This window comes from Micromonospora sp. NPDC051141 (assembly GCF_044455765.1).
Taxonomy (GTDB): domain Bacteria; phylum Actinomycetota; class Actinomycetes; order Mycobacteriales; family Micromonosporaceae; genus Micromonospora.
Map to the genome: position 1 here is coordinate 354,484 of NZ_JBITFD010000005.1, position 22,061 is coordinate 376,544.

The 22,061-nt window shown below is 73.8% G+C and carries 19 protein-coding genes; 13 read left to right on the plus strand and 6 right to left on the minus strand.

Annotation, left to right across the window (positions count from 1 at the left end; translation table 11 throughout):
* The first annotated feature begins 169 nt into the window (after positions 1–169).
* From ACIA6B_RS12855 to ACIA6B_RS12880, 6 genes are all read left to right on the plus strand, one after another.
* Positions 170–1,714 (plus strand): ABC transporter ATP-binding protein, encoded by a 1,545-nt coding sequence (locus ACIA6B_RS12855; RefSeq protein WP_396773154.1) that lies wholly within the window; start codon positions 170–172, stop codon positions 1,712–1,714.
* On the plus strand, positions 1,711–3,069 hold the full coding sequence (locus tag ACIA6B_RS12860; RefSeq protein ID WP_396772928.1) for an ABC transporter permease: 1,359 nt from the start codon (positions 1,711–1,713) through the stop codon (positions 3,067–3,069). Before ACIA6B_RS12855 ends, ACIA6B_RS12860 begins: the two co-directional genes overlap by 4 nt.
* Before the next feature lie 2 nt (positions 3,070–3,071).
* The gene (locus tag ACIA6B_RS12865; RefSeq protein WP_281942966.1) at positions 3,072–4,352 is read left to right on the plus strand and encodes an ABC transporter permease; all 1,281 of its coding nucleotides are present in this window, start codon (positions 3,072–3,074) and stop codon (positions 4,350–4,352) included.
* 101 nt (positions 4,353–4,453) lie between these two features.
* The gene (locus tag ACIA6B_RS12870) at positions 4,454–5,158 is read left to right on the plus strand and encodes a cytidine deaminase (RefSeq protein ID WP_396772930.1); all 705 of its coding nucleotides are present in this window, start codon (positions 4,454–4,456) and stop codon (positions 5,156–5,158) included.
* 140 nt (positions 5,159–5,298) lie between these two features.
* Positions 5,299–6,579, plus strand: a complete 1,281-nt coding sequence (locus ACIA6B_RS12875; protein WP_396772932.1) for a thymidine phosphorylase — start codon at positions 5,299–5,301, stop codon at positions 6,577–6,579.
* A gap of 98 nt (positions 6,580–6,677) precedes the next feature.
* Entirely contained in the window at positions 6,678–7,358 is a 681-nt protein-coding gene (locus ACIA6B_RS12880; protein WP_396772934.1) for a DUF4272 domain-containing protein, read from the plus strand.
* A 6-nt stretch (positions 7,359–7,364) separates the two neighbouring features.
* On the opposite strand, the gene ACIA6B_RS12885 is transcribed toward ACIA6B_RS12880, so the two are convergent.
* Entirely contained in the window at positions 7,365–8,216 is an 852-nt protein-coding gene (locus tag ACIA6B_RS12885) for a putative RNA methyltransferase (protein ID WP_396773155.1), read from the minus strand.
* A 64-nt stretch (positions 8,217–8,280) separates the two neighbouring features.
* On the opposite strand from ACIA6B_RS12885, the gene ACIA6B_RS12890 reads away from it, so the two are divergent.
* Both ACIA6B_RS12890 and ACIA6B_RS12895 read left to right on the plus strand, forming a co-directional pair.
* Positions 8,281–8,700 carry a PPOX class F420-dependent oxidoreductase gene (locus tag ACIA6B_RS12890; protein WP_396772936.1) on the plus strand — a complete coding sequence of 140 codons (420 nt, stop codon included), beginning with the start codon at positions 8,281–8,283 and terminating at the stop codon, positions 8,698–8,700.
* A gap of 46 nt (positions 8,701–8,746) precedes the next feature.
* The gene (locus ACIA6B_RS12895) at positions 8,747–9,823 is read left to right on the plus strand and encodes an adenosine deaminase (protein ID WP_396772937.1); all 1,077 of its coding nucleotides are present in this window, start codon (positions 8,747–8,749) and stop codon (positions 9,821–9,823) included.
* Here the strand turns inward: ACIA6B_RS12895 and ACIA6B_RS12900 are convergent, their stop codons facing one another.
* Complete coding sequence (locus ACIA6B_RS12900) at positions 9,824–10,120, minus strand: hypothetical protein (protein ID WP_396772939.1); 297 nt, start codon at positions 10,118–10,120, stop codon at positions 9,824–9,826. It abuts the gene before it with no gap.
* 501 nt (positions 10,121–10,621) lie between these two features.
* On the opposite strand from ACIA6B_RS12900, the gene ACIA6B_RS12905 reads away from it, so the two are divergent.
* From ACIA6B_RS12905 to ACIA6B_RS12920, 4 genes are all read left to right on the plus strand, one after another.
* Complete coding sequence (locus ACIA6B_RS12905; RefSeq protein ID WP_396772940.1) at positions 10,622–14,392, plus strand: nitrate- and nitrite sensing domain-containing protein; 3,771 nt, start codon at positions 10,622–10,624, stop codon at positions 14,390–14,392.
* Complete coding sequence (locus tag ACIA6B_RS12910; protein ID WP_013731521.1) at positions 14,389–14,793, plus strand: roadblock/LC7 domain-containing protein; 405 nt, start codon at positions 14,389–14,391, stop codon at positions 14,791–14,793. Before ACIA6B_RS12905 ends, ACIA6B_RS12910 begins: the two co-directional genes overlap by 4 nt.
* Positions 14,794–14,893: 100 nt before the next feature.
* Entirely contained in the window at positions 14,894–15,271 is a 378-nt protein-coding gene (locus tag ACIA6B_RS12915; RefSeq protein WP_107157253.1) for a DUF742 domain-containing protein, read from the plus strand.
* A gap of 1 nt (position 15,272) precedes the next feature.
* Positions 15,273–15,866, plus strand: a complete 594-nt coding sequence (locus ACIA6B_RS12920) for an ATP/GTP-binding protein (RefSeq protein WP_107157178.1) — start codon at positions 15,273–15,275, stop codon at positions 15,864–15,866.
* A 119-nt stretch (positions 15,867–15,985) separates the two neighbouring features.
* Here the strand turns inward: ACIA6B_RS12920 and ACIA6B_RS12925 are convergent, their stop codons facing one another.
* The 3 genes from ACIA6B_RS12925 to ACIA6B_RS12935 all read right to left on the minus strand — a co-directional run bounded on the left by ACIA6B_RS12925 (position 15,986) and on the right by ACIA6B_RS12935 (position 20,787).
* Positions 15,986–17,206, minus strand: a complete 1,221-nt coding sequence (locus ACIA6B_RS12925; protein ID WP_396772943.1) for an ABC transporter substrate-binding protein — start codon at positions 17,204–17,206, stop codon at positions 15,986–15,988.
* A gap of 124 nt (positions 17,207–17,330) precedes the next feature.
* The gene (locus ACIA6B_RS12930; RefSeq protein WP_396772945.1) at positions 17,331–19,757 is read right to left on the minus strand and encodes a transposase; all 2,427 of its coding nucleotides are present in this window, start codon (positions 19,755–19,757) and stop codon (positions 17,331–17,333) included.
* A gap of 40 nt (positions 19,758–19,797) precedes the next feature.
* Positions 19,798–20,787 (minus strand): DNA primase, encoded by a 990-nt coding sequence (locus ACIA6B_RS12935; RefSeq protein WP_396772947.1) that lies wholly within the window; start codon positions 20,785–20,787, stop codon positions 19,798–19,800.
* A gap of 115 nt (positions 20,788–20,902) precedes the next feature.
* Between ACIA6B_RS12935 and ACIA6B_RS12940 the strand changes: the two genes are divergently transcribed.
* Positions 20,903–21,244, plus strand: coding sequence for a PadR family transcriptional regulator (locus ACIA6B_RS12940; RefSeq protein ID WP_396772948.1), 342 nt, complete (start codon positions 20,903–20,905; stop codon positions 21,242–21,244).
* A 75-nt stretch (positions 21,245–21,319) separates the two neighbouring features.
* Here the strand turns inward: ACIA6B_RS12940 and ACIA6B_RS12945 are convergent, their stop codons facing one another.
* Complete coding sequence (locus tag ACIA6B_RS12945; RefSeq protein ID WP_396772950.1) at positions 21,320–22,003, minus strand: permease prefix domain 1-containing protein; 684 nt, start codon at positions 22,001–22,003, stop codon at positions 21,320–21,322.
* Positions 22,004–22,061 lie beyond the last annotated feature (58 nt).

Below are 22,061 nucleotides of genomic sequence, written 5' to 3' on the forward strand. Positions count from 1 at the left end.
CCGCGCCCCGGGGCGGCCGGTCACCTTCATCCCCCATCCCCCCACCCGGCGCGGTGGCGGCGCGGCAAGTCGCTACGCTGCACCATCGCTCGCACTCCAGGAGGTTGCGCTGAGACTCGAACTGCGCGGCATCACCAAGCGGTTCGGTGATCTGGTCGCCAACGACCACATCGACCTCACGGTGGAGCCTGGAGAGATCCACGCCCTGCTCGGCGAGAACGGCGCCGGCAAGTCGACCCTGATGAACGTGCTCTACGGGCTCTACCAGCCGGATGAGGGCGAGATCCTGGTCGACGGCCGGCCGCTGAAGCTGAAGGGCCCGTCGGACGCGATCGCCGCCGGGATCGGCATGGTGCACCAGCACTTCATGCTGGTGCCCGTCTTCACCGTGGCCGAGAACGTGATGCTCGGCGCCGAGCAGGTCAAGGTGCCCTTCGCCGGGTTCCTCGACCGTCGGCGGGCCCGCCGCGAGGTGGCCGAGGTCTCCGAGCGGTACAACCTCCGGGTCGATCCGGACGCGGTGATCGAGGATCTGCCGGTCGGCATCCAGCAGCGGGTGGAGATCGTCAAGGCCCTCACCCGCGACGTCGACCTGCTGATCCTCGACGAGCCGACGGCCGTGCTCACCCCGCAGGAGACCGACGAACTGCTGACCGTCATGCGGTCGCTCAAGGCCGCCGGCAAGTCGATCGTGTTCATCACCCACAAGCTGGGCGAGGTGAAGGCGATCGCGGACCGGATCACCGTGATCCGGCGTGGCCGGACGGTCGGTACCGCCGAGCCGACCGCCAGCCGGGACGAGTTGGCCGCGTTGATGGTCGGCCGCAACGTCCGGCTGACCGTGGACAAGGAGCCGGCCCGGCCGGGCCGGCCGGTCCTGGAGGTCGCCGGCCTGGTCGTCGACGACGACCGGCAGGTACGCGCGGTCGACGGCGTCGACCTGACCGTGCACGCCGGTGAGGTGCTCGGCGTCGCGGGTGTGCAGGGCAACGGCCAGACCGAGCTGATCGAGGCGATCATGGGCCTGCGCCCGACGCTCGCCGGCACGATCAGCCTGGCCGGCGAGTCGACCCACGGCTGGTCGACGAAGAAGGTGCTCCGCGCCGGTGTCGGCTACGTGCCCGAGGACCGCAGCGTCGACGGCCTGGTCAAGGAGTTCTCCGTGGCGGAGAACCTGGTGCTGGACATCTACGACCGGCCGCCGTTCGGCAGGGGCCTCTCGCTGAAGCCGGACGCGATCGCGAAGTCGGCGAAGGAGCGGATCGCACAGTTCGACGTCCGCACCTCGTCGGCCGACGCGGCGGTCGGCACGCTCTCCGGCGGCAACCAGCAGAAGGTGATCGTGGCCCGGGAGCTGTCCCGGCCGCTGAAGCTCCTCATCGCCGCCCAGCCCACCCGCGGCGTGGACGTCGGCTCGATCGAGTTCATCCACAGCCAGGTCATCCGCGAGCGCGACGTCGGCACCGCGGTCATGGTGGTCTCCAGCGAGCTGGACGAGGTGATCGGCCTCGCCGACCGGATCGCGGTGATGTACCGCGGCCGGGTCATCGGCGTCGTCGGCCCGGACACGCCCCGCGAGGAGATCGGTCTGCTGATGGCCGGCATCACCCCGGACACCGCGGCCCCGACCGCGAACGAGGGCAGCGCCGCCGCGGACGAGGGCAGCGCCGCCGCCCCGGCCCCCGAGGGCCCTGGCAACGAGGACGAGGCATGACGAACCCGAACCCGGCGTCGGGCTCCCCGGACAAGGAGCCGGCGACCGAGGCGCAGGAAGCGCGCAGCGAGGCCCGCGCGACGCCGACCGCGCCGGCCGGCGACACCGAGCGGGCGGTCACCACCACCGCGCTCAAGCAGCCGCCGGCCGAAGGTCCCCGGCCCAGCCTGGGCCGGCTGTTCCTGGAGAACCTCTGGGCGGCCAACACGGTCACCGTGACCGTGCTCGCGGTGGTGCTGGCCATGCTGGTCGGCGCCGTGCTGATCATCGTCTCCGACCCGGACGTGCTGGCCACCTACGGCTACATCACCGCCCGCCCGGCCGACGCGCTGAACGCGAGCTGGACCGTGGTCAGCGAGGCGTACGCGAACCTGTTCAAGGGCGCGGTCTTCGACCCGGACGCGGTCGGCTTCACCGCCGCCATGGGCCCGATCTCGGAGACGCTCACCTACACCGCGCCGCTGGTCTTCACCGGCCTGTCGGTCGCGCTGGCCTTCCGGGGCGGCCTGTTCAACATCGGCGCCCAGGGCCAGGCGACCATCGGCGTCATCCTGGCCGCCGTGGCCGGCTTCGCGCTGCCGCTGCCGCCCGGCGTGCACCTGCTTGTCGCGTTGATCGCCGGTGCGCTCGGCGGTGCGCTCTGGGGCTTCATCCCGGGCATCCTCAAGGCGCGTACCGGCGCCCACGAGGTGATCAACACGATCATGCTCAACTACGTGGCGGTCTACTTCCTGTCCTGGATCATCGTCCAGAGCGGGGTGCAGAACCCGACCCGGTCGGACGCGATCAGCAAGCCGGTCGACTCCTCCGCGCAACTGCCCCGGCTGCTCGGCGACGACCTGCGGGTGCACGCCGGCATCCTGCTCGCGGTGCTGGCCACCTGGTTCATCGCCTGGTTGCTCAACCGCTCCACGCTCGGCTTCGAGCTGCGCGCGGTGGGCGCGAACCCGGACGCCGCCCGGACCGCCGGCATCAGCGTCACCAAGACGTACGTGCTGGTGATGGTGATCGCGGGTCTGCTGGCCGGCCTCGGCGGCTCGAACATGGTGCTCGGCTCCACCGCCAACGCGCTGACCCCGCTGGTGATCGCGCAGATCGGCTTCGACGGCATCCTGGTCGCGCTGCTGGGTCGGGTGAAGCCGTGGGGCGTGCTGCTGGCCGCGCTGCTGTTCGGCGCGCTCCAGGCCGGCGGCAACCGGATGCAGTCGTACTCCGGGATCTCGCTGGAGTTGGTCACCGTGCTCCAGGCGCTCATCGTCATCTTCATCGCCGCGCCCGCCCTGGTGAAGGCGATCTTCCAGCTCCGGGCGGCCCGTGCCGCCCGGCTGCAGACGAGCCTCGCGAAGGGCTGGTGAGCATGTCCACCACCGCTGTCCCCGACGTCGCGGTCACCGCGGTCGACGAGGGTTTCTGGACGCGGGCCCGCAAGGCCGGCGCCGTCCTGCTGGCGCTGGGCGTGGTCGCTGCGGTGCTGTTCGGGGCGCTCGCCACCGACCAGCAGGCCCGTTTCACGCTCAGCGAGACCGAGGGCGGCGCCGCCCTGGAGATCAACGGCACGGTCGGCGCGATCCTGTTCGGCGTGATCGCCGCCGCGGCCGGCGCCGCGCTGCTGGCCGGCGTGCCCAAGCGTTGGTTCACGCTGCTGCTCGGCGCCGGGCTGGTCGCCTTCGTGCTGAGTTTCCTCTGCTGGCAGGTCTCCGCCGCCCCCGAGGGGCGCAACTTCATGCCGCTCGTCAACGTGCTGCGGGGCACGTTCGTCCTGGCGCTGCCGCTGATCTTCGGTGCGCTGGCCGGGGTGCTCTGCGAGCGCTCCGGCGTGGTGAACGTGGCGATCGAGGGGCAGTTGCTGATGGGCGCGTTCTCCGGCGCGCTGTTCGGCAGCATCTCCGGCAGTGTCTGGGTGGGCCTGGTGGCCGCCGCGATCGGTGGCGCGTTCATCTCGCTGCTGCTGGCCGTGTTCGCCATCCGCTACCTGGTCGACCAGGTGGTCATGGGCATCGTGCTCAACCTGCTCGCGGTCGGCATCACCGGCTTCCTCTACGAGCGGTTGATGGCGACCGACGCGGCGAAGTACAACAGCGCGCCACGCTTCAGCAACTGGGAGATCCCGCTGCTGAAGGACATCCCGCTGATCGGTCCGGCGCTGTTCCGCGGCAACATCTTCCTCTACCTGGGCCTGCTGCTGGTGCTGGTCATCCACCTGGCGCTGTTCCGGACCCGGTGGGGGCTGCGGACCCGGTCGGTGGGTGAGCACCCGACCGCCGCCGACACGCTCGGCGTGAAGGTGCTGCGGCTGCGCTACCGCAACGTGATCATGGCCGGTCTGGTGGCCGGCGTGGGTGGGGCGTCGTACACGCTGGCGCTCTACTCGTTCACCAAGAACATGATCGGCGGTAAGGGCTTCATCGCCCTGGCCGCGCTGATCTTCGGCCGGTGGAGCCCGACCGGGGCCCTGCTCGCGGCGCTCTTCTTCGGCTTCGCCGACCAGCTCGCCACCTACCTGGGCGCGATCGGCAGCAGCATCCCGAGCCAGTTCCTCGCGATGCTGCCGTACCTGGCGACGATCCTGGCGGTGGCCGGGCTGGTCGGCAGGGTGCGCGCGCCGGCCGCCGACGGCAAGCCGTACGTCAAGGGCTGACCGGTCCGACGCACCGTGCCCGGCGGGTGACCCGCCGGGCACCGTCGTCTCCGGCCGCGCTCGCGACCGATCGGCGTGAATTGGGCAGAATGGGAGTCGTGATGGACATCGACTGGGAGCGGCTGCGGGCCGCCGCCACCGAGGTGATGCGGCACGCCTACGTGCCGTACTCGAAGTTCCCGGTCGGGGCCGCCGCCCTGGTCGACGACGGCCGGGTGGTGGTCGGCTGCAACGTGGAGAACGCCGCGTACGGCGTGGTGCTCTGCGCCGAGTGCGGCGTGGTCTCCTCGCTGCACGCCACCGGCGGCGGCCGGATCGTGGCGCTGTCCTGCGTCGACGCGACCGGCGAGCCGCTGATGCCGTGCGGCCGGTGTCGGCAGCTCCTCTGGGAGCAGGGTGGGCCGGAGTGCCTGATCGAGGCGAAGGGCGGCCCGCTGCGGATGGCCGAGCTGCTGCCGCACGCGTTCGACGTGGCCGACATCGAGGCGGTGACCGGCGAGCACCCGGTGCCGGTGGTGCCGGATCGGCTGGCCGCCTGGCGGGGGCGCGGCACGGTGTTCGTGCACCCGGACCTCTCGGCCGGGCAGCACGTCTGGACGGCGTACTGGGAGCGGTCCGCCGGGGACACCGAGGGCGCCGAGACAGGCGTGCTGGAGGAGGGCCCGACCTGGGACGACCCGGCCAGGGCGATCGAGTGGGGGGCGGCACGGACGCCGCGCGTGGTCGTGGTGGACGCGTTGGGCGCGATCTTCTGGGCCGGTGAGGGTGAGCCGCCGTCGGAGATCCCGGTTCGGTGGGGTGGTTGAGGTGGGGGGCCTGGGTCGACCGTGCCCGGCTCCGGGCGGTCAGGCTTGATCCCTGCGCCGGGCACGGTCGGCCCAGGCCCGACCCGGTCGCCGTTCGCGGGTCGGTGCGGCCACGCGCGATTTACTGATTGGATCTTGTGGTGAGTGCATTTACGGCTGTTGACGTCATCCGGGCGAAGCGGGACGGGGGCGTGCTCAGCGACGGGCAGATCGACTGGGTGGTGGACGCGTACACCAAGGGGTTGGTGGCCGACGAGCAGATGTCGGCGCTGGCGATGGCGATCCTGTTGCGCGGCATGACCGGCGCGGAGATCGCCCGGTGGACCGCCGCCATGATCGCCAGCGGCGAGCGGCTGGACCTGTCGCCGGTGGCCCGGCCCACCGTGGACAAGCACTCCACCGGTGGCGTCGGTGACAAGATCACGCTGCCGTTGACCCCGCTGGTCGCGGCGTGCGGCGCGGCGGTGCCGCAGCTCTCCGGCCGGGGCCTCGGCCACACCGGCGGCACGCTCGACAAGCTGGAGTCGATCCCGGGCTGGCGGGCGGCGCTCGGCAACGACGAGTTCATCGCCCAGCTCCGCGACGTGGGCGCGGTCATCTGCGCGGCCGGGGACGGGCTCGCCCCGGCCGACCGCAAGCTGTACGCGCTGCGCGACGTCACCGGCACGGTCGAGGCGATCCCGCTGATCGCCAGCTCGATCATGAGCAAGAAGATCGCCGAGGGCACGGGCGCGCTGGTGCTCGACGTCAAGGTCGGCTCCGGCGCCTTCATGAAGAACGTCGACGACGCCCGCGAGCTGGCCCGCACCATGGTCGAGCTGGGCGGCGTCCACGGGGTGCGCACGGTCGCCCTGCTCACCGACATGTCCACCCCGCTCGGCCTGGCCGTCGGCAACGCGGTCGAGGTGACCGAGTCGGTGGAGGTGCTGGCCGGCGGTGGCCCGGCCGACGTGGTGGAGCTGACGCTGGCGCTGGCCCGGGAGATGCTCGACGCGGCCGGCCTGCCGGACGCCGACCCGGCCGCCGCGCTGCGCGACGGGCGGGCCATGGACGCGTGGCGGGCCATGATCCGGGCGCAGGGCGGCGACCCGGACGCGCCGATGCCGACCGCCAACGAGATCGAGCTGGTCACCGCGGACGAGGACGGCTGGGTGGCGGAGGTCGACGCGTACGCGATCGGGGTGGCCGCCTGGCGGCTCGGCGCCGGCCGGGCCCGCAAGGAGGACCCGGTCAGCGTCCCGGCCGGGGTGCTGCTGCACAAGCGTCCCGGTGATCCGGTACGCGCCGGTGACCCGCTGTTCGAGCTGCGCGCCGAGCACGCCGAGCGGATCCCGGCCGCGCTGGCGCAGGCGCGCGGGGCGTTCCGGGTGGCGCCGGCGGCCCCGACCACGACGCCCCTGGTCATCGAGCGCATCGGGTGACCGGCCGCCATGGTGCCCGCCCGGTCGGAGCCGCTATCCTCCCAGGCCAGGGGGACCGACCGGCGACGAGCCGGGGCGAGCAGACAGGGACTGAGGCGTTGCGCGTATCCGCTCCCGACCCCCGGGCCGTCCGTGAGGCGAGCCTCGACGAGCTGTCCCGGCTGGGTCTTCCACTGCCCCCACCGCAGTTCCCGCTGGTCTGGGAGCCGGGTGACGAGATCGAGTTGCGGCCCACGCCGGAGATCGAGGCGCGCATCGCGGTGCTGCACCTGATCCTGGCCCGCTGTTTCGGGATGCCCCCGCAGGCCGCGATGAGCTGGCTGCTGGAGTCGCACCTGGTGGAGATGCTGACGCCACCGGAGTGGCAGTTCGTGATGGGCGGGCGGGGCGACCACCGGTCGTTCGTGCTGCACCACGACGCGCTCTTCTCGCTGGCCTGGGTGCTCGGCCTGAGCAAGCAGCTCGACCCGACCGTGCCGGTGGACGAGCGGCTGGTCGAGCGGATGCCGAACCTGGTCACCGGCGAGACGTTCGTGCAGTGGCGGGCCCGGATCCTGGCCGCCCCGCAGCACCCCGCCGACGCCGCCGCCCTGCTCGATCTGCACTACTGCCTGGACTGGGCGTACCTGGAGACCGAGCAGGCCGGCGGCGCGTTGCCGGGGCTGGTGGACGCGAACGCGATCGGCCAGCGCCGGTGGGCGCTGGAGTGGGCGGTGGTGCTGCGCGGGCCGTACCACGACGAGCCCCCCGGTTGGGAAGAGGTCGACCTCTCCACCTGAGCCGGCTCAGCGGGGGCGGTGCGTGCCGAGCCGGACGGCGAGCGTGACCGGCGCCGGCTCGGGCAGCGCGGCGATCCGCGCGGCGAGCCGTTCCGGGTCGGCGTGCCAGGCGCTGGGACCCATCCCGACGAGCGTGGTGACCTCGGCACGGGTCAGCGCCAGCCGGGTCCGGTGCTCGCCGGCGGACTCCTCGACGAAGTGCGCGCCCAGGCTGCCGGCGACCCGGTCGGCCTTGGCCGGGTCCACCCGCAGCAGGTCGAGCGCGTCGACCATCTCGGCGAGGTGGTCGGCGGTCGGGGTGACCACCAGCAGCGCGCCGGCCGGGTCGAGCACCCGGTGGAACTCGGGGCCGTTGCGGGGCGCGAACACGTTCAGCAGCACGGTCACGGACCGGTCGGCGAGCGGCAGCCGCTGCCAGGTGTCGGCCAGCGCGGCGGCGGCGCGCGGATGCGCCCGGGCCGCGCGGCGCAGCGCCGGCTTGGAGACGTCCAGGGCCAGCCCGGCGGCGTCCGGCAGCGCCGCCAGCACCGCCGCGAGGTAGTGCCCGGTCCCCGCGCCGGGCTCCACCACCAGGGGGTACGGGTCATCGGGCGTGACCCGCGTCGCGGCGGCGGCCAGCGCGGCGGCGACGGTGTCGTAGTGGCCGGCGGCGAGGAAGTCGGCCCGCGCGGCGACCATCTCCGCGCTGTCCCCGCTGTGCGGGGCGCGGCCGGCGAGCAGGTTGACGTACCCCTGGCGGGCGGTGTCGAAGCTGTGCCCGCGCGGGCAGCGCAGCGCGCGGGTGGTGCCGGCGGTGGCGTCGGTCAGCGGCTCGCCGCAGACCGGGCAGCGCAGCCGGGTCAGCACCGACGGGAGCAGAGCGGGACCGGCCACGCCGAAGATCCTATTCCGGCGGCCGGGTGGCGGCCCTAGATTGGGTGCCATGTCGACAAGCGCGCGGTTGTGGGAGCTGTTCGGTGGGCACGGGCGCGGAGTGCTTGTCACGCTGCGCCGGGACGGCCGCCCGCAGCTGTCCAACCTCGACTACCTGGCCGAGCCGGGGCTCCTCCGCTGCTCCACCACGGGCGACCGGGCCAAGGTGCGCAACCTGCGCCGGGATCCGCGGGCCAGCTTCCACGTGACCACCGCCGACGGCGGGGCGTACGCGGTGGCCGAGGGCACGGTGACGCTCACCCCGCCGGCCGCCGCGACCGACGACGCGACGGTCGAGGAGCTGGTCGAGGTCTACCGGGGCATCCGTGGCGAGCACCCGGACTGGGCCGACTACCGGGCCGCGATGGTGGCCGACGGCCGGCTGGTCCTGCGCCTGGCGGTGGAGCGGGTGTACGGCTGGCGTCCCTGAGCCGGTCCGGTGCCGGGCCGGCACCGTCGGTGACTAGGGTCTGAGCATGGTCGCAATCTCGTACGAGGACATCATCAAGGCCCCGAAGGCGCTGCTGCACGATCACCTCGACGGCGGCCTGCGGCCCGCGACGATCGTGGAGCTGGCCGCCGAGGCCGACCACGAACTGCCCACCACCGACCCGGACGCGCTGGGCCGCTGGTTCGCCGAGTCGGCGAACTCCGGTTCGCTGGAGCGCTACCTGGAGACGTTCGCGCACACCGTGGCCGTGATGCAGACCGCGTCCGCGTTGCGTCGGGTCGCCCGGGAGTGCGCGCTCGACCTGGCCGCCGACGGCGTGGTCTACGCCGAGGTCCGGTTCGCGCCCGAGCAGCACCTGGAGCGGAACCTCACGCTGGACGAGGTGGTCGACGCGGTGGTCACCGGCTTCCGGGAGGGCAGCGCGTTGGCCGGCGAGGCGGGCACCCCGATCCGGGTCGGCACGCTGCTCACCGCGATGCGGCACGCCGCCCGCTCGCAGGAGATCGCCGAGCTGGCGGTGCGGCACCGGGACACCGGCGTGGTCGGCTTCGACATCGCCGGCGCGGAGGCCGGTTTCCCGCCCACCCGGCACCTGGACGCGTTCGAGTACCTCCAGCGGGAGAACTTCCACTTCACCATCCACGCCGGTGAGGCGTTCGGGCTGCCGTCGATCTGGCAGGCGATCCAGTGGTGCGGCGCGGACCGGCTCGGCCACGGCGTCCGGATCGTCGACGACATCACCCCGGGCAACCCGCCGGTGCTGGGCCGGCTGGCCGCGTACGTGCGGGACAAGCGCATCCCGCTGGAGCTGTGCCCGTCGTCGAACGTGCAGACCGGGGCGGCGGCGTCGATCGCCGACCACCCGATCGGGCTGCTGCGCGACCTGCGTTTCCGGGTGACGGTGAACACCGACAACCGGCTGATGAGCGGCACCTCGATGTCCCGGGAGATGGCGCTGCTGGTGGAGTCCTTCGGCTACGGCTGGAAGGAACTCCAGTGGTTCACCATCAACGCGATGAAGAGCGCGTTCATCCCGTTCGACGAGCGGTTGCGGATCATCGACGAGGTGATCAAGCCGGCGTACGCCAAGCTGATCGGCTGATCACTGCCGGCGCGGGTGGCCGGCGAGCAGGGCGGCCACCCCGCGCAGCACCTCCCGGGCCCGGGCGGCCTCGGCGCCCAGCCCGGTCTGCCGGCGCAGCACGGCCGGCTCGGCGCGCAGCAACGTGATCCCGCGCCGGACCAGCACCCGCGGTGCCTTGCGCTGTTCGGCCAGGTCACGGGCGAGCCGGCGGAGGAAGGTCGCGCCCCGCGGGCGGCGCAGCGCGTACGCCCCGGCGAGCAGGCCCCGGCGCCGGCACTCGGCGACGATCTCGGCGGCGAAGATCCCTTCGGCCACGAAGAATGGCGATCCGTCGACGTCGAATGGCCGGGTGGCCACCCGCCGGTCCGCGCCGATCGCATAAACCGGCACTTCGGCCTTGCCCTCCCGGGCCAATCGGGCAATTGTTTCCACCGCCGTGTCCGCATCCCACGCCAGCGGGGACTCCCAGTCGACCTGTCCGTTTCGGCGCGGACACGTAGGGTCATCGCCGTCCTTGTAGAAGTCGTCCAGACAGAGCACGGGAAGTCCGGTTCGATGCGCTATATACGACTTTCCAGAGCCGGAGGGCCCGGCGAGGAGGACGACGCGGTGCGGGTGATCCATTACCTTCAGTGACTCCGGCCAGACGGATTGCTATCAAATTGCATCAACATCTCATCACACCTCCGGTGAGGGACAACCTGGGCTTTCTCTTTGCGGGGCGGCGTGATGGAATCTCGGAGGTCCGACCCGCCGGGTCGGACGCTCGGCGTTGCCCGCAGGTGACGCCGGACGCGGTTTTGCGAGGGCGGTGACGTGAGCAAACGGCCAACGACGGCGGGCTCCTTCCTGTCGCGCCTGCGCCGGCCGGCGAGCCGGCTGCGCGACATGCCGATCTGGTCCAAGCTCGGTCTGATCATGATCGTGCCGACCATCGCCACGGTCGTGGTGGGCACCAGCGGTCTGGTCGACCACCTGGAGACGCTCAACAGTGCCAACCGGGCCGGCGACCTGGCCAGCCTGATCGGCTACTCGGGTGAACTCGCCGACACCATGCAGGACGAGCGGGTCGGCTCGGTGCTCTTCCTCGGTGCGAAGGAAGTGCAGACCCGGGCGCAGTACCAGGAGGCCTACAACCGGGCCAACCAGCGGGTGGACCAGGCCAAGGGTCCCTACCTGCGGCAGCGCGGTGAGATCGACGACCTGCCCCGCAACTTCGAGGTCCGGCTCAACGAGATCGACGACCAGCTCAAGGACCTGCCCGCGACCCGTAGCCAGGTGCTGAACGGCAAGCTCAAGATCGACGAGGCGGAGAAGGCGTACGAGCGCCTGATCAACGACCTGCTGTCGATCCGCGACTCGGGCACCCAGCTCGCCGGTGACAACGACCTCAGCGACCGGATGCGCGCCGCGGGCGCGGTGGCCCGGCAGAAGGAATACCTGGCCCAGCGCCGGGTGGTCGTGCACCAGGCGCTCACCCAGGGGCAGTACAGTCCCGCGTTGCGCGAGCAGTTCATCGCCAGCGGCACCGCCCAGGCCCAGGCGCTCGCCACCTTCCGCTCCGTCGCCACGCCGGCCGACTCCGAGTTCTTCGACCAGACCGTCGAGGGTCCCGACCTGCGTAAGGCGGACAACCTCACCGGCTTCATGTCGGCGAACAACAGCGGCTCGATGAAGAACGCGCCGTTCGGGCCGGACCAGTGGGACCAGGCCATGGTCGGCAACGCCAAGCTGCTCCGGACCGTCGAGTCCCGCCTCGACAGCAACGTGGTCGAGCAGGCCGACGAGCTGCGCTCGGACACCCAGCGCCAGGTGTTCCTGGAGACCGGCCTGCTGCTCACCATGCTGCTGCTGGCCATCCTCTTCGCCTACCTGGTCGCCCGCTCGATGGCCCGCTCGCTGCGCGACCTGCGCCAGGGCGCCCTCTCGGTGGCCCAGTACGGCCTGCCACAGGCGGTGGCCCGGCTGCGCGACCCGCAGGTGACCGGCCAGCTCTCCCCGGTGCAGTTGGCCAACCAGATCGCCGAGCCGCTGCCGGTCCGCAGCAAGGACGAGTTCGGCCAGGTGACCGAGGCGTTCAACGCGGTCCACCTGGAGGCGGTCCGGACCGCGGCCGAGCAGGCCGCCCTGCGCGCGTCCGTCGCGACCATGTTCGTCAACCTGGCCCGCCGCTCGCAGATCCTGGTCGACCGGCTGATCGGTCACCTCGACCGGCTGGAGCGCGGCGAGGAGGACCCGGACCGGCTGGCCGAGCTGTTCCAGCTCGACCACCTGGCCACCCGGATGCGTCGCAACGACGAGAACCTCCTGGTGCTCGCCGGCGCGGACTCCACCCGGGTGCAGCGCGAGCCGGCTGCCCTGATCGACGTGCTCCGCGCCGCCCAGTCCGAGGTCGAGCACTACACCCGCATCGAGTTCGGCGTGATCGACCGGGACATCGAGGTCGCCGCGCACGCGGTCAACGACCTGGTGCACCTGGTCGCCGAGCTGTTCGACAACGCCACCGCGTTCTCGCCGCCGGACTCGCACGTGATGGTGGAGGCCCGCCGGGTCGGCGACCGTGCCTCCCTCTACGTCGAGGACCGGGGCATCGGCATCAGCGCCGAGCAGCTCCACGACCTGAACGAGCGGCTGGCCACGCCCCCGCAGGTGGACGTGGCCGTCTCCCGGATGATGGGCCTGGTCGTGGTGGCCCGGCTGGCCGCCCGGCACGGCGTCAAGGTCGAGCTGCGGCCCGCCAGCGACCGGGGCACCGTCGCCGACGTCACGCTGCCCACCACCGTCCTGGTGCCGCGCGCCCTCGCCGGCCGCAGCGGGCCGGCAGCCGCCCTGCCCGCCGCCGGTCCGCAGCAGCCCGGCCCGGCGCCCGCCTTCGGCCAGTTCGGTCAGCCCAGCGGTCCGGCGCCGGCCTTCGGGCAGTCGGGTGGTCCCGCGCCGGCCTTCGGCGCGCTGGCCGCGCTCGGCAACGGCCCGCACACCCCGCCGCCCGCGCCGCACCCCGGCACCTCCGGCAACCAGGTCACGCTCGGTGGTCGGTCCTTCGACCCGGCACACCGCAACGGCGCCGGCACGCCGGCCAACGGCGGCCGTGCCATGCCGGCGTGGTCCGACCTGACCGGCGCCGACGCGAGCGCCGGCGACGGTTACCCGCCCCGGTCGGCCAACGGCCAGCCGATCGACCCGCTGCCCCAGCGTCGCACCCCGGGTGAGGGCGACCCGGCCACCAGCGGCCAGCAGCCGGTGATCCCACGGCAGCTGCCCAGCAGCCCCGAGGCGCGGCCGTACTCGCCGCCGCCGGTGTCCGCCCCGCCGGTCCCGCCGGTGTCCGCCCCGCCGCTGCCGCCGGTCTCCGGCGCCCCGGTCTCGGGCCACCCCTTCCCGGGCCGTCCGGTCTCGGCCGCGCCGGTCTCCGGCCACCCCGTCTCCGGTGACCCGTACCCGGGGCGTCCGGTGTCGGGTGACCCGTACTCGGGCCGTCCGGTGTCGGGTGACCCGTACTCCGGGCGTCCGGTGTCGGCGACGCCGGTCTCCGGCCACCCGCTCCCGACCCGGCCGGTATCCGCCGTGCCGGTCTCCGGCCAGCCGGTCGGCGGAAACCCGCTCTCCGCGTCGCCGGCCGACCAGGTGCCGCCGCGTCCGGCGCCCGCGCCGCACGTGGGCGCGCCGCCGGTCTGGCCGCCGGTCGCCCCGGCCGCGCCCGCACCGGCTCCCGCGGTGCCGGAACGGCTCTCCGCCGGGCTCGACATGACCACCGAGCTGCCGCGGGTGCCGCGGGCGGAGACGCCGTCGGCCGCCGCCCAGCCGTCGGCCGCCGCCCAACAGCCGGTAGCCCAGCAGCCGGTAGCCCAGCAGCCGGTAGCCCAGCCCTCGGCGCCCGCGCCGCGGCCGGCCACGCCCCAGCCACAGCAGGCCGGCAACCGTCAGCGGTACGCGGACGAGACGATGGAGCTGCCGATCTTCCGGGAGCTGGAGTCCGCGTGGTTCCGCACCCGCCGGCCGGGGCCGAACGACGAGACGCCGGCCCCGGCCGCGCCGACGAACGGCGCCACGACCCAGCAGTTCGCCAAGGTCGACACCGCCGGCCGGCCGGTGCCGCAGCCGACATCCGCAACGACAGGTAACACACCGATGGCACCGACACCGACAGCCGGCGGAGCGCCCCGTGACGACCGGCCGGCGAACGGCAACGGCCGTCCCGCGTACGCCGGTGGGTTGCCCAGCCGGCAGCCGGCGGCGCCGCAACCGTCGTCGCCCTGGCAGACCGCGGCCGACGACGGTTGGCGTGCCGCCTCGGCGGCCACCGAGGTGCCGGTGGCGGAGACCACCCGGAAGGGTCTGCCCAAGCGGACGCCGATGGCGCAGCTCGTGCCGGGCAGCATCGACAAGCCGGCGCCGGCGGCCCAGCGGCGGACGCCGGAGGCCGTCCGGGGTCTCCTCTCGGCCTACCATCGGGGCGTGCAGCGGGGGCGTAACCACCCGACCGACAGCAACACGACCGGCCCGGAGGGCACTCCGGGACGGCAGCAGTCCTCGCAGTCTGGCTCAGGCCCGGTGGCCGGGAGCGGGCAGAAGGAGCAACAAGGATGACTAGTACGCAGGATCTCGGATGGCTGCTCGCCAACTTCGCCGACCGGGTGCCCGGCGTGGCGCACGCGGTCGCGGTCTCGGCCGACGGCCTGCTTCTCGCCTCGTCCCGTGACCTCCCGCGGGACCGCGCCGACCAGCTCGCGGCGATCGCCTCCGGCCTGGTCAGCCTGACCCAGGGCGCGGCGCGATGCTTCGAGGGCGGGGCGGTGCTGCAGACAGTGGTCGAGATGGACAACGGCTTCCTGTTCCTGATGTCCATCTCCGACGGCTCGTCGTTCGCGGTGCTCGCCGCGCGCAGCTGCGACGTGGGCCAGGTCGGGTACGAGATGGCCCTGCTCGTCGACCGGGTGGGCGACGCCCTGACCCCACAGCCGCGTACGGCTGTGGGGATGATGGGCTGAATGACGCGCTGGCCGGTGGGTCAGGAGCGGGAAGAACAAGGAAAGCGACGGATGCCACCGGGGCGAGCCGGTGCCGGGTGCGAGGGAGGTGAGCGGCGACATGGCGGATCGTGACGAGCCGACCGGAGCGTTGGTCCGGCCGTACGCCGTAACCCGTGGTCGTACCCGTCCCCGGCTCGACATCGCCCTGGAGGCACTCGTCGAGACGACGGTGCGCGGCCGAGCGATGGCCACCGGCAACGGGGGCCAAGGCCGTGAACACCAGTACATAGCCGCGTTGTGTGACGGACGCGTGCAGTCGCTTGCCGAGATCGCGGCGCGGATGCAGCTTCCGCTCGGCGTGGCCCGGGTGCTCATCGCCGACATGGCGACGGATGGCCTGGTCGCAGTCCACGAGCCGACCATTCTGGACGACTCCGACGACGCGGTGGGCACTGAATTGCTGGAGAGGGTGCTGAGTGGACTTCGCAGGCTCTGACATGTCGCACCGGCCGCCGGCCCCGAGCGGGCGCGTGACGTCGGCGAAGATCGTTATCGCCGGTGGTTTCGGCGTCGGCAAGACGACGCTGGTCGGCTCGGTCTCGGAGATCACGCCGCTGACCACGGAGGCGATCATGACCTCCGCCGGCGTGGGCGTCGACGACACCCGGCAGGTGCCGGGCAAGACGACGACCACGGTGGCGATGGACTTCGGTCGTATCTCGATCGACCGTGACCTGATCCTGTACCTCTTCGGTACGCCGGGTCAGACGCGGTTCTGGTTCATGTGGGACGAGTTGGTCCGGGGGGCGATCGGCGCGGTGGTGATGGTCGACACCCGTCGGCTCGCCGACTGCTTCGCCGCCATCGACTTCTTCGAGCACCGGCGGCTGCCGTACCTGGTGGCCATCAACTGCTTCGACGGCATGCAGTACCACGACCCGCAGGACGTACGGGACGCGCTGGCGATCTCCCGTGACGTGCCGGTGGTGCCCTGCGACGCCCGTAACCGGGAGTCGACGAAGCACGTGCTGATCTCGCTTGTCGAGTACGTGCTCACCATGCGGCGCTCCCGGGCCGTCGCGCCCGCCTGAGGCGATCGCGGAAGCGCCCGATGGCCCTGGGCCACCGGGCGCTTCGTGCCGTCCGGGGTCGAACGCGGTGCGCGGTCGTCCGGTGACCGGGCCGTCCCCCGACGGCCGCCGGACGAGGGTCAGGCGTACCGGGTCCAGCTGCCCTGGGACACCCGGTAGACGCCGAGCGAGTCGACCTCCATGCCGCCGTGCCGGTCCGCGCTGAACGCGTAGCCGCCGGCGATGCCCTCGGTCATCTGGGTCTGGAGGAACGCCCGCAGCCGACCCCGGTCGAGGCTGGTCGCCTTCCGGGCCGCCGCGGCGAGGAGCTGGAGCGCGTCCGCGGCGTACGGGGCGAAGCCGACCGAGGTGCCGTGCCGCTGGGTGTAGCGGTAGTCGAAGTCGCGCCGGGCCACCTGGGCACCGCTGGTGGCGGTCAACGCGGAACCGCCCAGGCAGGCCGGGTGCACGGCGTACGCCCCCTCGACCGCCTTCGCGTTGGCCCCGCGCAGCGTGTCGTCCACCACCGCGCCGGCGTCGAAGAAGATCGCGCCGCGGTGACCCGCCCGACGCAGTTCCCGGGCCGCGTCACCGGAATCAGGCGCGGTGCCCCAGACGATGACGGCGTCCGGGTCGCCGGCGGTGGCGCGCTCGGCGACCGCCCGGAAGCTCCGCCCGGTCTCCGGCAGCCGCAGCGTGCGCGCCAGTGCCACGCCGCTGTTGCCGAGCGCCTCGCGCACCGCCCGTACGCCCGAGTCGCCGTGCGGCCCGTCCGCGGCCAGCAGGGCCACCCGCCGGACCCGCTGGGATTCGAGCAGGTCCACCATCCGCCGGGCCACGTCGATGCCGTCCGGGGTGAGCTTGAAGCTGAACGTGCGCTCGGCGAGCGGCAGCACGATGCGGTCCCCCTGGCCGAGCGCCAGGAACGGCGTCTTGAGCTGCTGGGCGGCCGTCGCGAGCGCCGTCGCGGTCTCACCGAGGACGCCGCCGATCAGCGCGTGCGCCCCGGCGCGGGTCAGGTCGGCGGCGTGCCGGGCGGCGACCTGCGGGTCGCTGCCGTTGTCCCGGACCTCCAGCCGGACCGACCGGAGCAGGTTCCCGACCGGGATCCCGGACCGGTTCAGCGACTCCGCGGTGATCTCCAGCGCCCGGCGCTGCACCACGCCGAGCGCCGCGCCGCGACCGCTCAGCTCCAGGCTGACGCCGACGACCAGGTTCTGGTCACCCGGGGCGCTGCTGCTCCCGCCCTCGTCCGGCCGTTGCCCCTGCGGCCCGCAACCGGCGAGCAGCAGGCTGCCGGCCGCGACCGCGAGGACGCCCCGACGGGTGAGCACGGTGGAGTCGAATGCCGGTGTCGCCAATGGAGTCGCCTTCCCACCCCGGCGAACAGGCGCCGCCGCTGGTCCGCCGGGTATGTTCCCGGCCGGCCGGACCCGACGTCAAATCATCCGGGTGTGGGTAGGAACACGCCGTCGGCGGCCCGGCTCAGGACCGGTAGCCCGCGGACCGGAACTCGTACTCCCGCTCGTCGTCGCGGTCGCCGGTGTCCCGGCTGAAGTCCCAACCGCCGGCCGCCTCCCGGCCGGGGCGACCGCCGACCGCGAAGCCGCCGATCTCCTGGCCGCGCCGCCACCCCCGGAAGTAGCCGGTGGTGTTCTCGGCGAGGCTGGCCGCGTTCCGGACGATCCGCAGTGGACGCTCCTCGCGCAGCGGGGAGCCCGGCACCAGGTTGGCCTGGGGGACCCGCTTGGGCAGGCCGGCCTTGGTCTCCGCGCCGATCGACGGGCGGGCCGCCTGCTCGGCGGCCTGCCAGCCGGTGTCGGCGGTGGACGTCCACTCCAGGTCGGCCTCGTCGCCGTGCCCGACGAACCAGGCGGACTTGGCCTGGGCGAAGATCAGCAGGTCGCCGTCGCCTTCGTCGGAGACCGGCGGCGGCCGGTGCTCCTTCGGCGCGGGACGCCGCTCCAGAGGGGCGGGCAGCTCGGCGCGGGGCGCCGGTCGACCGGCGTTGCCCCGGTCCACCAGCCGGAGCGGCGGCGTGTCCAACCCCGGGTCGGCCGGTCGCTCCGACTCGCCGCGCAGCGCCCGGTCGGCCAGCGGCGGCGGCTCCACCAGCCGCAGCATCGGCGGCTCCGGCGGCAGGTCGTCGGCGAGCCACGGCGGGGTGACGCGTCCCGGGTCGCTCGGCGCGTCCACGCTCCGCCCGTACGGGTAGGCGGGGGCCTCCCGCTCCCGGTCGGCCTGGTCGTCGCTGTTGTTGACGAGGGGCCAGTTGGCGCGGGAACCCGGCGGAGCGGGCGCCGGCGCCGGCGGGCGCGGGGACGGCACCGGAATGCTCAGGTCGGTGGCGCTGAACCCACCGGTCGGCGGCTCCGGAGCGGTGGTCTTGGGGCGCGGCGGGATGACGGTGCGCTGCCGCTCGGCCCGGGCCTTGTTGATCGCGGCGGTGGTCAGCGTCGGCCGGAACGGCTCGCCGGCCTCGGCCGGGGGCACCGAGCCACGCGAGGACGGGGGGATCGGCGTGATCCCGGGCGGCGGCGGGGGCGGCGCGGAGACCGGCCGGTTGGTCGGCCCGTCCACCCGCGACGGCAGGGGCGCGCCGGTGGGCTCGGGACGGCTCGGCGACGCGGACGTCGGGCGACCCAGCGACGCGGCCGGGGCGACGGGGGTGACCGGGGCCGGGGCGACCGGCGGCGGGGCGACCGGTGCGGGCGCCACCGGCGGCGGGCCGAGCGGGCGGGGCACGGTCGGCCCGGTCGGGCCGGAGACCGGTTCCGGGCGGCTGCGCCGGCCACCGGGGACCGGCTCGGGGCGGCTGCGGCGGCCCGCCGGCTCGGTGGCGTCGAGGTCCGGCTCGGGGCGACTGCGCCGGCCGGGCTGCTCGGCGAGCGGCTCGGGCTGCGCCGGCGGGACCGGGCGCAGCCCCGCGGGCTGCGTCACGGCGAGTTCGTCGACCTGCTCGCCGCGGCGGGCGGCGGCCCGACGACCGGTGGCCGGGGTCGGCGTGGTGCGCTCGGCCAGCGCGCCGACCAGCGCGTCGCAGCCGGCGTCGCAGGCACGGACGGAGGCGACGGCCTGCCGCACCGTCTCGGCGACGGCGGCGGTGAGCGCCCGGTTGACGGTGGCCCGGCGGGGCGTCTCGGAGATGGCGACCCGGAGCGCGGTCACCGCCTCGGTGACGGTGTCGGCGTCGGCCAGGCCGTCGGCGGCCAGTTGCGCGGCGACCGCGTCGGCGGCGGCGCCGAGGTCGCGGCCCCGCGCCGAGGTGCCGGTCAGCATGCTCGGCTCGGGCAGCGCGTCGAGGACCGCCAGCGCGACCGGCTCGGCGGGATCGGGGTACGCGCGCAGCGCGGCCGGGTAGAGCTCGCGGAGCACCTCGCGCAGCGTCACCGCGGCCGAGTGCCGCCCGCTGGCCAGTGCCGCGTGGGCGGAGAGGACCTGCTTGTAGCCGGCCAGGTCACGGGGCGCCGGGAGCGTCACCGCGGAGAGCGCGCCGGCCTGGAGCGCCCGGGCCAGCCCGACCGCCCGGCGCTCGGCCGGCGGGGACTGCATCTCCTCCAGCGAGTCGTCGTCGGCGAACCGCTCGGCGAAGTCGTCGACCGAGTCGTCGTCAGCGATCGCCAACGGCCGGCCGGCGGCGCTGAGCAGCGAGGTGACGGTGTGGTCGTCGCTGTCCGCGGCGATGGCCACGCCGCTCGGCCCACCGGACCGCTCCACCAGCAGCGTGACCAGCCGGGCGTAGCCGGCGGGCTCGTCACCGATCTCACAGACGTGCAGCAGACGGCCTGCGTCGTCGACCACAGCGGACGTCAGCGTCGTTCCGGCCGAAGCCGTTCGGTCGGCCGGATCTGCCGAGGCCAGACCGCAGTACACGCGTACGAGCGCCACAGCGTCGTCCTCCTCCCGGGACACAGGTCTTGCTCTGCCAGAGACTGATGCTCCCCGCTCCGGGTCAGTCGCGCCAGTCCACGACGGCAGAGATCTTGCCGACAATGGTGCGCCAACCCAAACTTGCGGTTTGTGCCCCGATTTTCTTCAGCCGGCGACGACCCAGGAAACCACCGACCCCGCCGTTGACGGAAGCACGCAGCGCCTCGTCCAGATCGTCCAGGCTGGAGCCGGCGGAGAGCATGTCCAGAACGGCCGGTAGCCGCAGGGCGTACGCCAGGTCACGGGCGACCTCGCCGGCCTCGATCAGCAGCGCCGGATCCCACGCGTCGTGCCCGCCGCGCAGGTTCTCCACCACCAGGTCGAGCTCGTAGGTGTCCTCGTCCAGCGGGGCCACGTCGGCCGGTTCGAGCCGTTCGGACAGTTCATTCCAGCTGTCCAGTTGAGAGAGGTCGTTGGGCGCACCGGAACGGATGAAAGTGACGAGCGACTCCGGCGTCTTGAAGAGCAGCAGCCGCCCCTTGTGGGTGAGGAAGACCGGCACCTCCTCGTCGCCCGCGGCGTCGTCGTCCTCGTCCGCCTCGTCGTCGGCGTCGGCCTCGTCGTCGCCGGGGACCGCCTCGTCGTCGGCGTCCGCGTCGGCCTTGCCGCGGCGGCGCTTCCCGTCGGACTTCTCGTCCTCGTCGTCCTCCTCGGCGGAGAGGGCGGCGAACTCCTCGTCGAGGATCACCACCTCCTCGTCCTCCTCGGCCTCGACGACCTGGCGGCGGGCCAGGAAGGGGTCGTCCTGGTCGCGCTCGGCGACGTCGGTCGGGGTCAGCTCGCGCGCCGACCGGTAGGCCCGCAGCGTGAAGCCGGTGCCGGCGGGCAGGGCGATCTCCACCGGGTCGATCCGCACCTCGTCCCAGAGTGCGCGGTCCGCCGCCGGGCGGTCGACCTCGACCTCGTCTGCTGCGGCCGAGGTGTCGGTGTCGTCGAGCTCGGGCTCGTCGGCGTCGGGCCGTTGGGGCGACTGGCGGGCCACGCTGACCTCCGTGTGCGTCTGGGTGCCCACCCGGCGGCGTCGCGCCGCCGAGTGACTCTGCGCACATACCCTAGTGGGCAACCGGTTCCGACCGGGAGCCGCACCCGGTGGCGCCTCGATCGCCCGACAAGTAGGCTTTCTACGCATGAGGGCGCAGGCGCTGCACGGACACCTGGACGCGCTGCTGCTGGCCGTGCTGGAACAGGGCGCGCAGCACGGCTACGCGATCATCGAGGCGTTGCGGGCCCGCAGCGGCGGCACGCTGGACCTGCCCACCGGCACCATCTATCCGGCGTTGCGCCGGCTGGAACGGGCCGGCCTGGTGGCCAGCACCTGGAGCACCGTCAACGGCCGGGAACGGCGCACCTACCAGCTCACCGACGCCGGCAGTCGGGCACTGGCCGGGGAACGGGCCGGCTGGCGCGAGTTCAGCGCCACCGTGGGCCGTTTCCTCGGCCCGACCGAGCCGCCCGCGACGCCCGCCTGAGCGCCCGCGACGCCCGCCTGAGCCGTCCGCGACGCTGGCCGGCGCCGGCCGCCTGCGACACCGGCCCGAGTCACCTCACCGACGGGCGAACCGTGGGCCGCGCGTGCTGAGCAGCCACCAGCGGGCCGACCGGGCCAGCGAAAACCAGGCCGCCGACGCCACCACCGCCCCGATGACCATCGGCGGCCAGGTCAGCGCCGCGTCCCACAGCCGCACCGACCAGCCGAACAGGGCGCCGCCGGCGAGCGCGCCGACCAGCAGCCCACCGGTCAGCCCGAAGCCGACCGCGCGGGCCGACCGGACGAGCCCCGGCGAGCCCCGCCGGGCGGCGAGCGCGCCGAGCGCCAGCCCGGCCAGCGCCAGCCCGGCGATCGTTCCCCAGATGCCGTGTATCGACGAGGCGAGCAGCAGGTAGCCCGTCGGCGGTCGCGGGCCGGCGCTCCAGCTCGACCCCTGCCAGGTGAGATCCCCGGCGGCGATCAGCACCGTGGCGACCGCGAGCGTGCGCAGCGCCAGCCCGCGCAGCGCGCCGGCGGCCAGCTCGGCCTGGAAGCCCGGCGCGAGCTGGCCGACGGTGCCGAACTCGGCCACCGCACGCCGCTCCGCCTCCGCCCGCGACAGACCGCCCTCCCGGTACGCCTCGACGGCGTCCTCCAGCGCGTGCCGCGCCTCGGTCAGCAGGTCGGCCTTGAGCCGGGTCGGCCCGTGCAGCCGCCCGGACAGCTCACGCAGCCGGCCCTCGACCGGTAGCTCCCACATGGTCACCAGCCTGCCACCCGGGGCATGCCGGCGCGTCCGGGAATTCCCCCATTGCGGG

Coding starts and splice junctions, on each gene's coding strand:
- ACIA6B_RS12940 (WP_396772948.1), top strand. CDS start 20,903: ATGAGGGCGCAGGCGCTGCACGGACACCTGGACGCGCTGCTGCTGGCC.
- ACIA6B_RS12895 (WP_396772937.1), top strand. CDS start 8,747: ATGGTCGCAATCTCGTACGAGGACATCATCAAGGCCCCGAAGGCGCTG.
- ACIA6B_RS12860 (WP_396772928.1), top strand. CDS start 1,711: ATGACGAACCCGAACCCGGCGTCGGGCTCCCCGGACAAGGAGCCGGCG.
- ACIA6B_RS12865 (WP_281942966.1), top strand. CDS start 3,072: ATGTCCACCACCGCTGTCCCCGACGTCGCGGTCACCGCGGTCGACGAG.
- ACIA6B_RS12910 (WP_013731521.1), top strand. CDS start 14,389: ATGACTAGTACGCAGGATCTCGGATGGCTGCTCGCCAACTTCGCCGAC.
- ACIA6B_RS12890 (WP_396772936.1), top strand. CDS start 8,281: ATGTCGACAAGCGCGCGGTTGTGGGAGCTGTTCGGTGGGCACGGGCGC.
- ACIA6B_RS12920 (WP_107157178.1), top strand. CDS start 15,273: ATGTCGCACCGGCCGCCGGCCCCGAGCGGGCGCGTGACGTCGGCGAAG.
- ACIA6B_RS12870 (WP_396772930.1), top strand. CDS start 4,454: ATGGACATCGACTGGGAGCGGCTGCGGGCCGCCGCCACCGAGGTGATG.
- ACIA6B_RS12945 (WP_396772950.1), bottom strand. CDS start 22,003: ATGTGGGAGCTACCGGTCGAGGGCCGGCTGCGTGAGCTGTCCGGGCGG.
- ACIA6B_RS12915 (WP_107157253.1), top strand. CDS start 14,894: ATGGCGGATCGTGACGAGCCGACCGGAGCGTTGGTCCGGCCGTACGCC.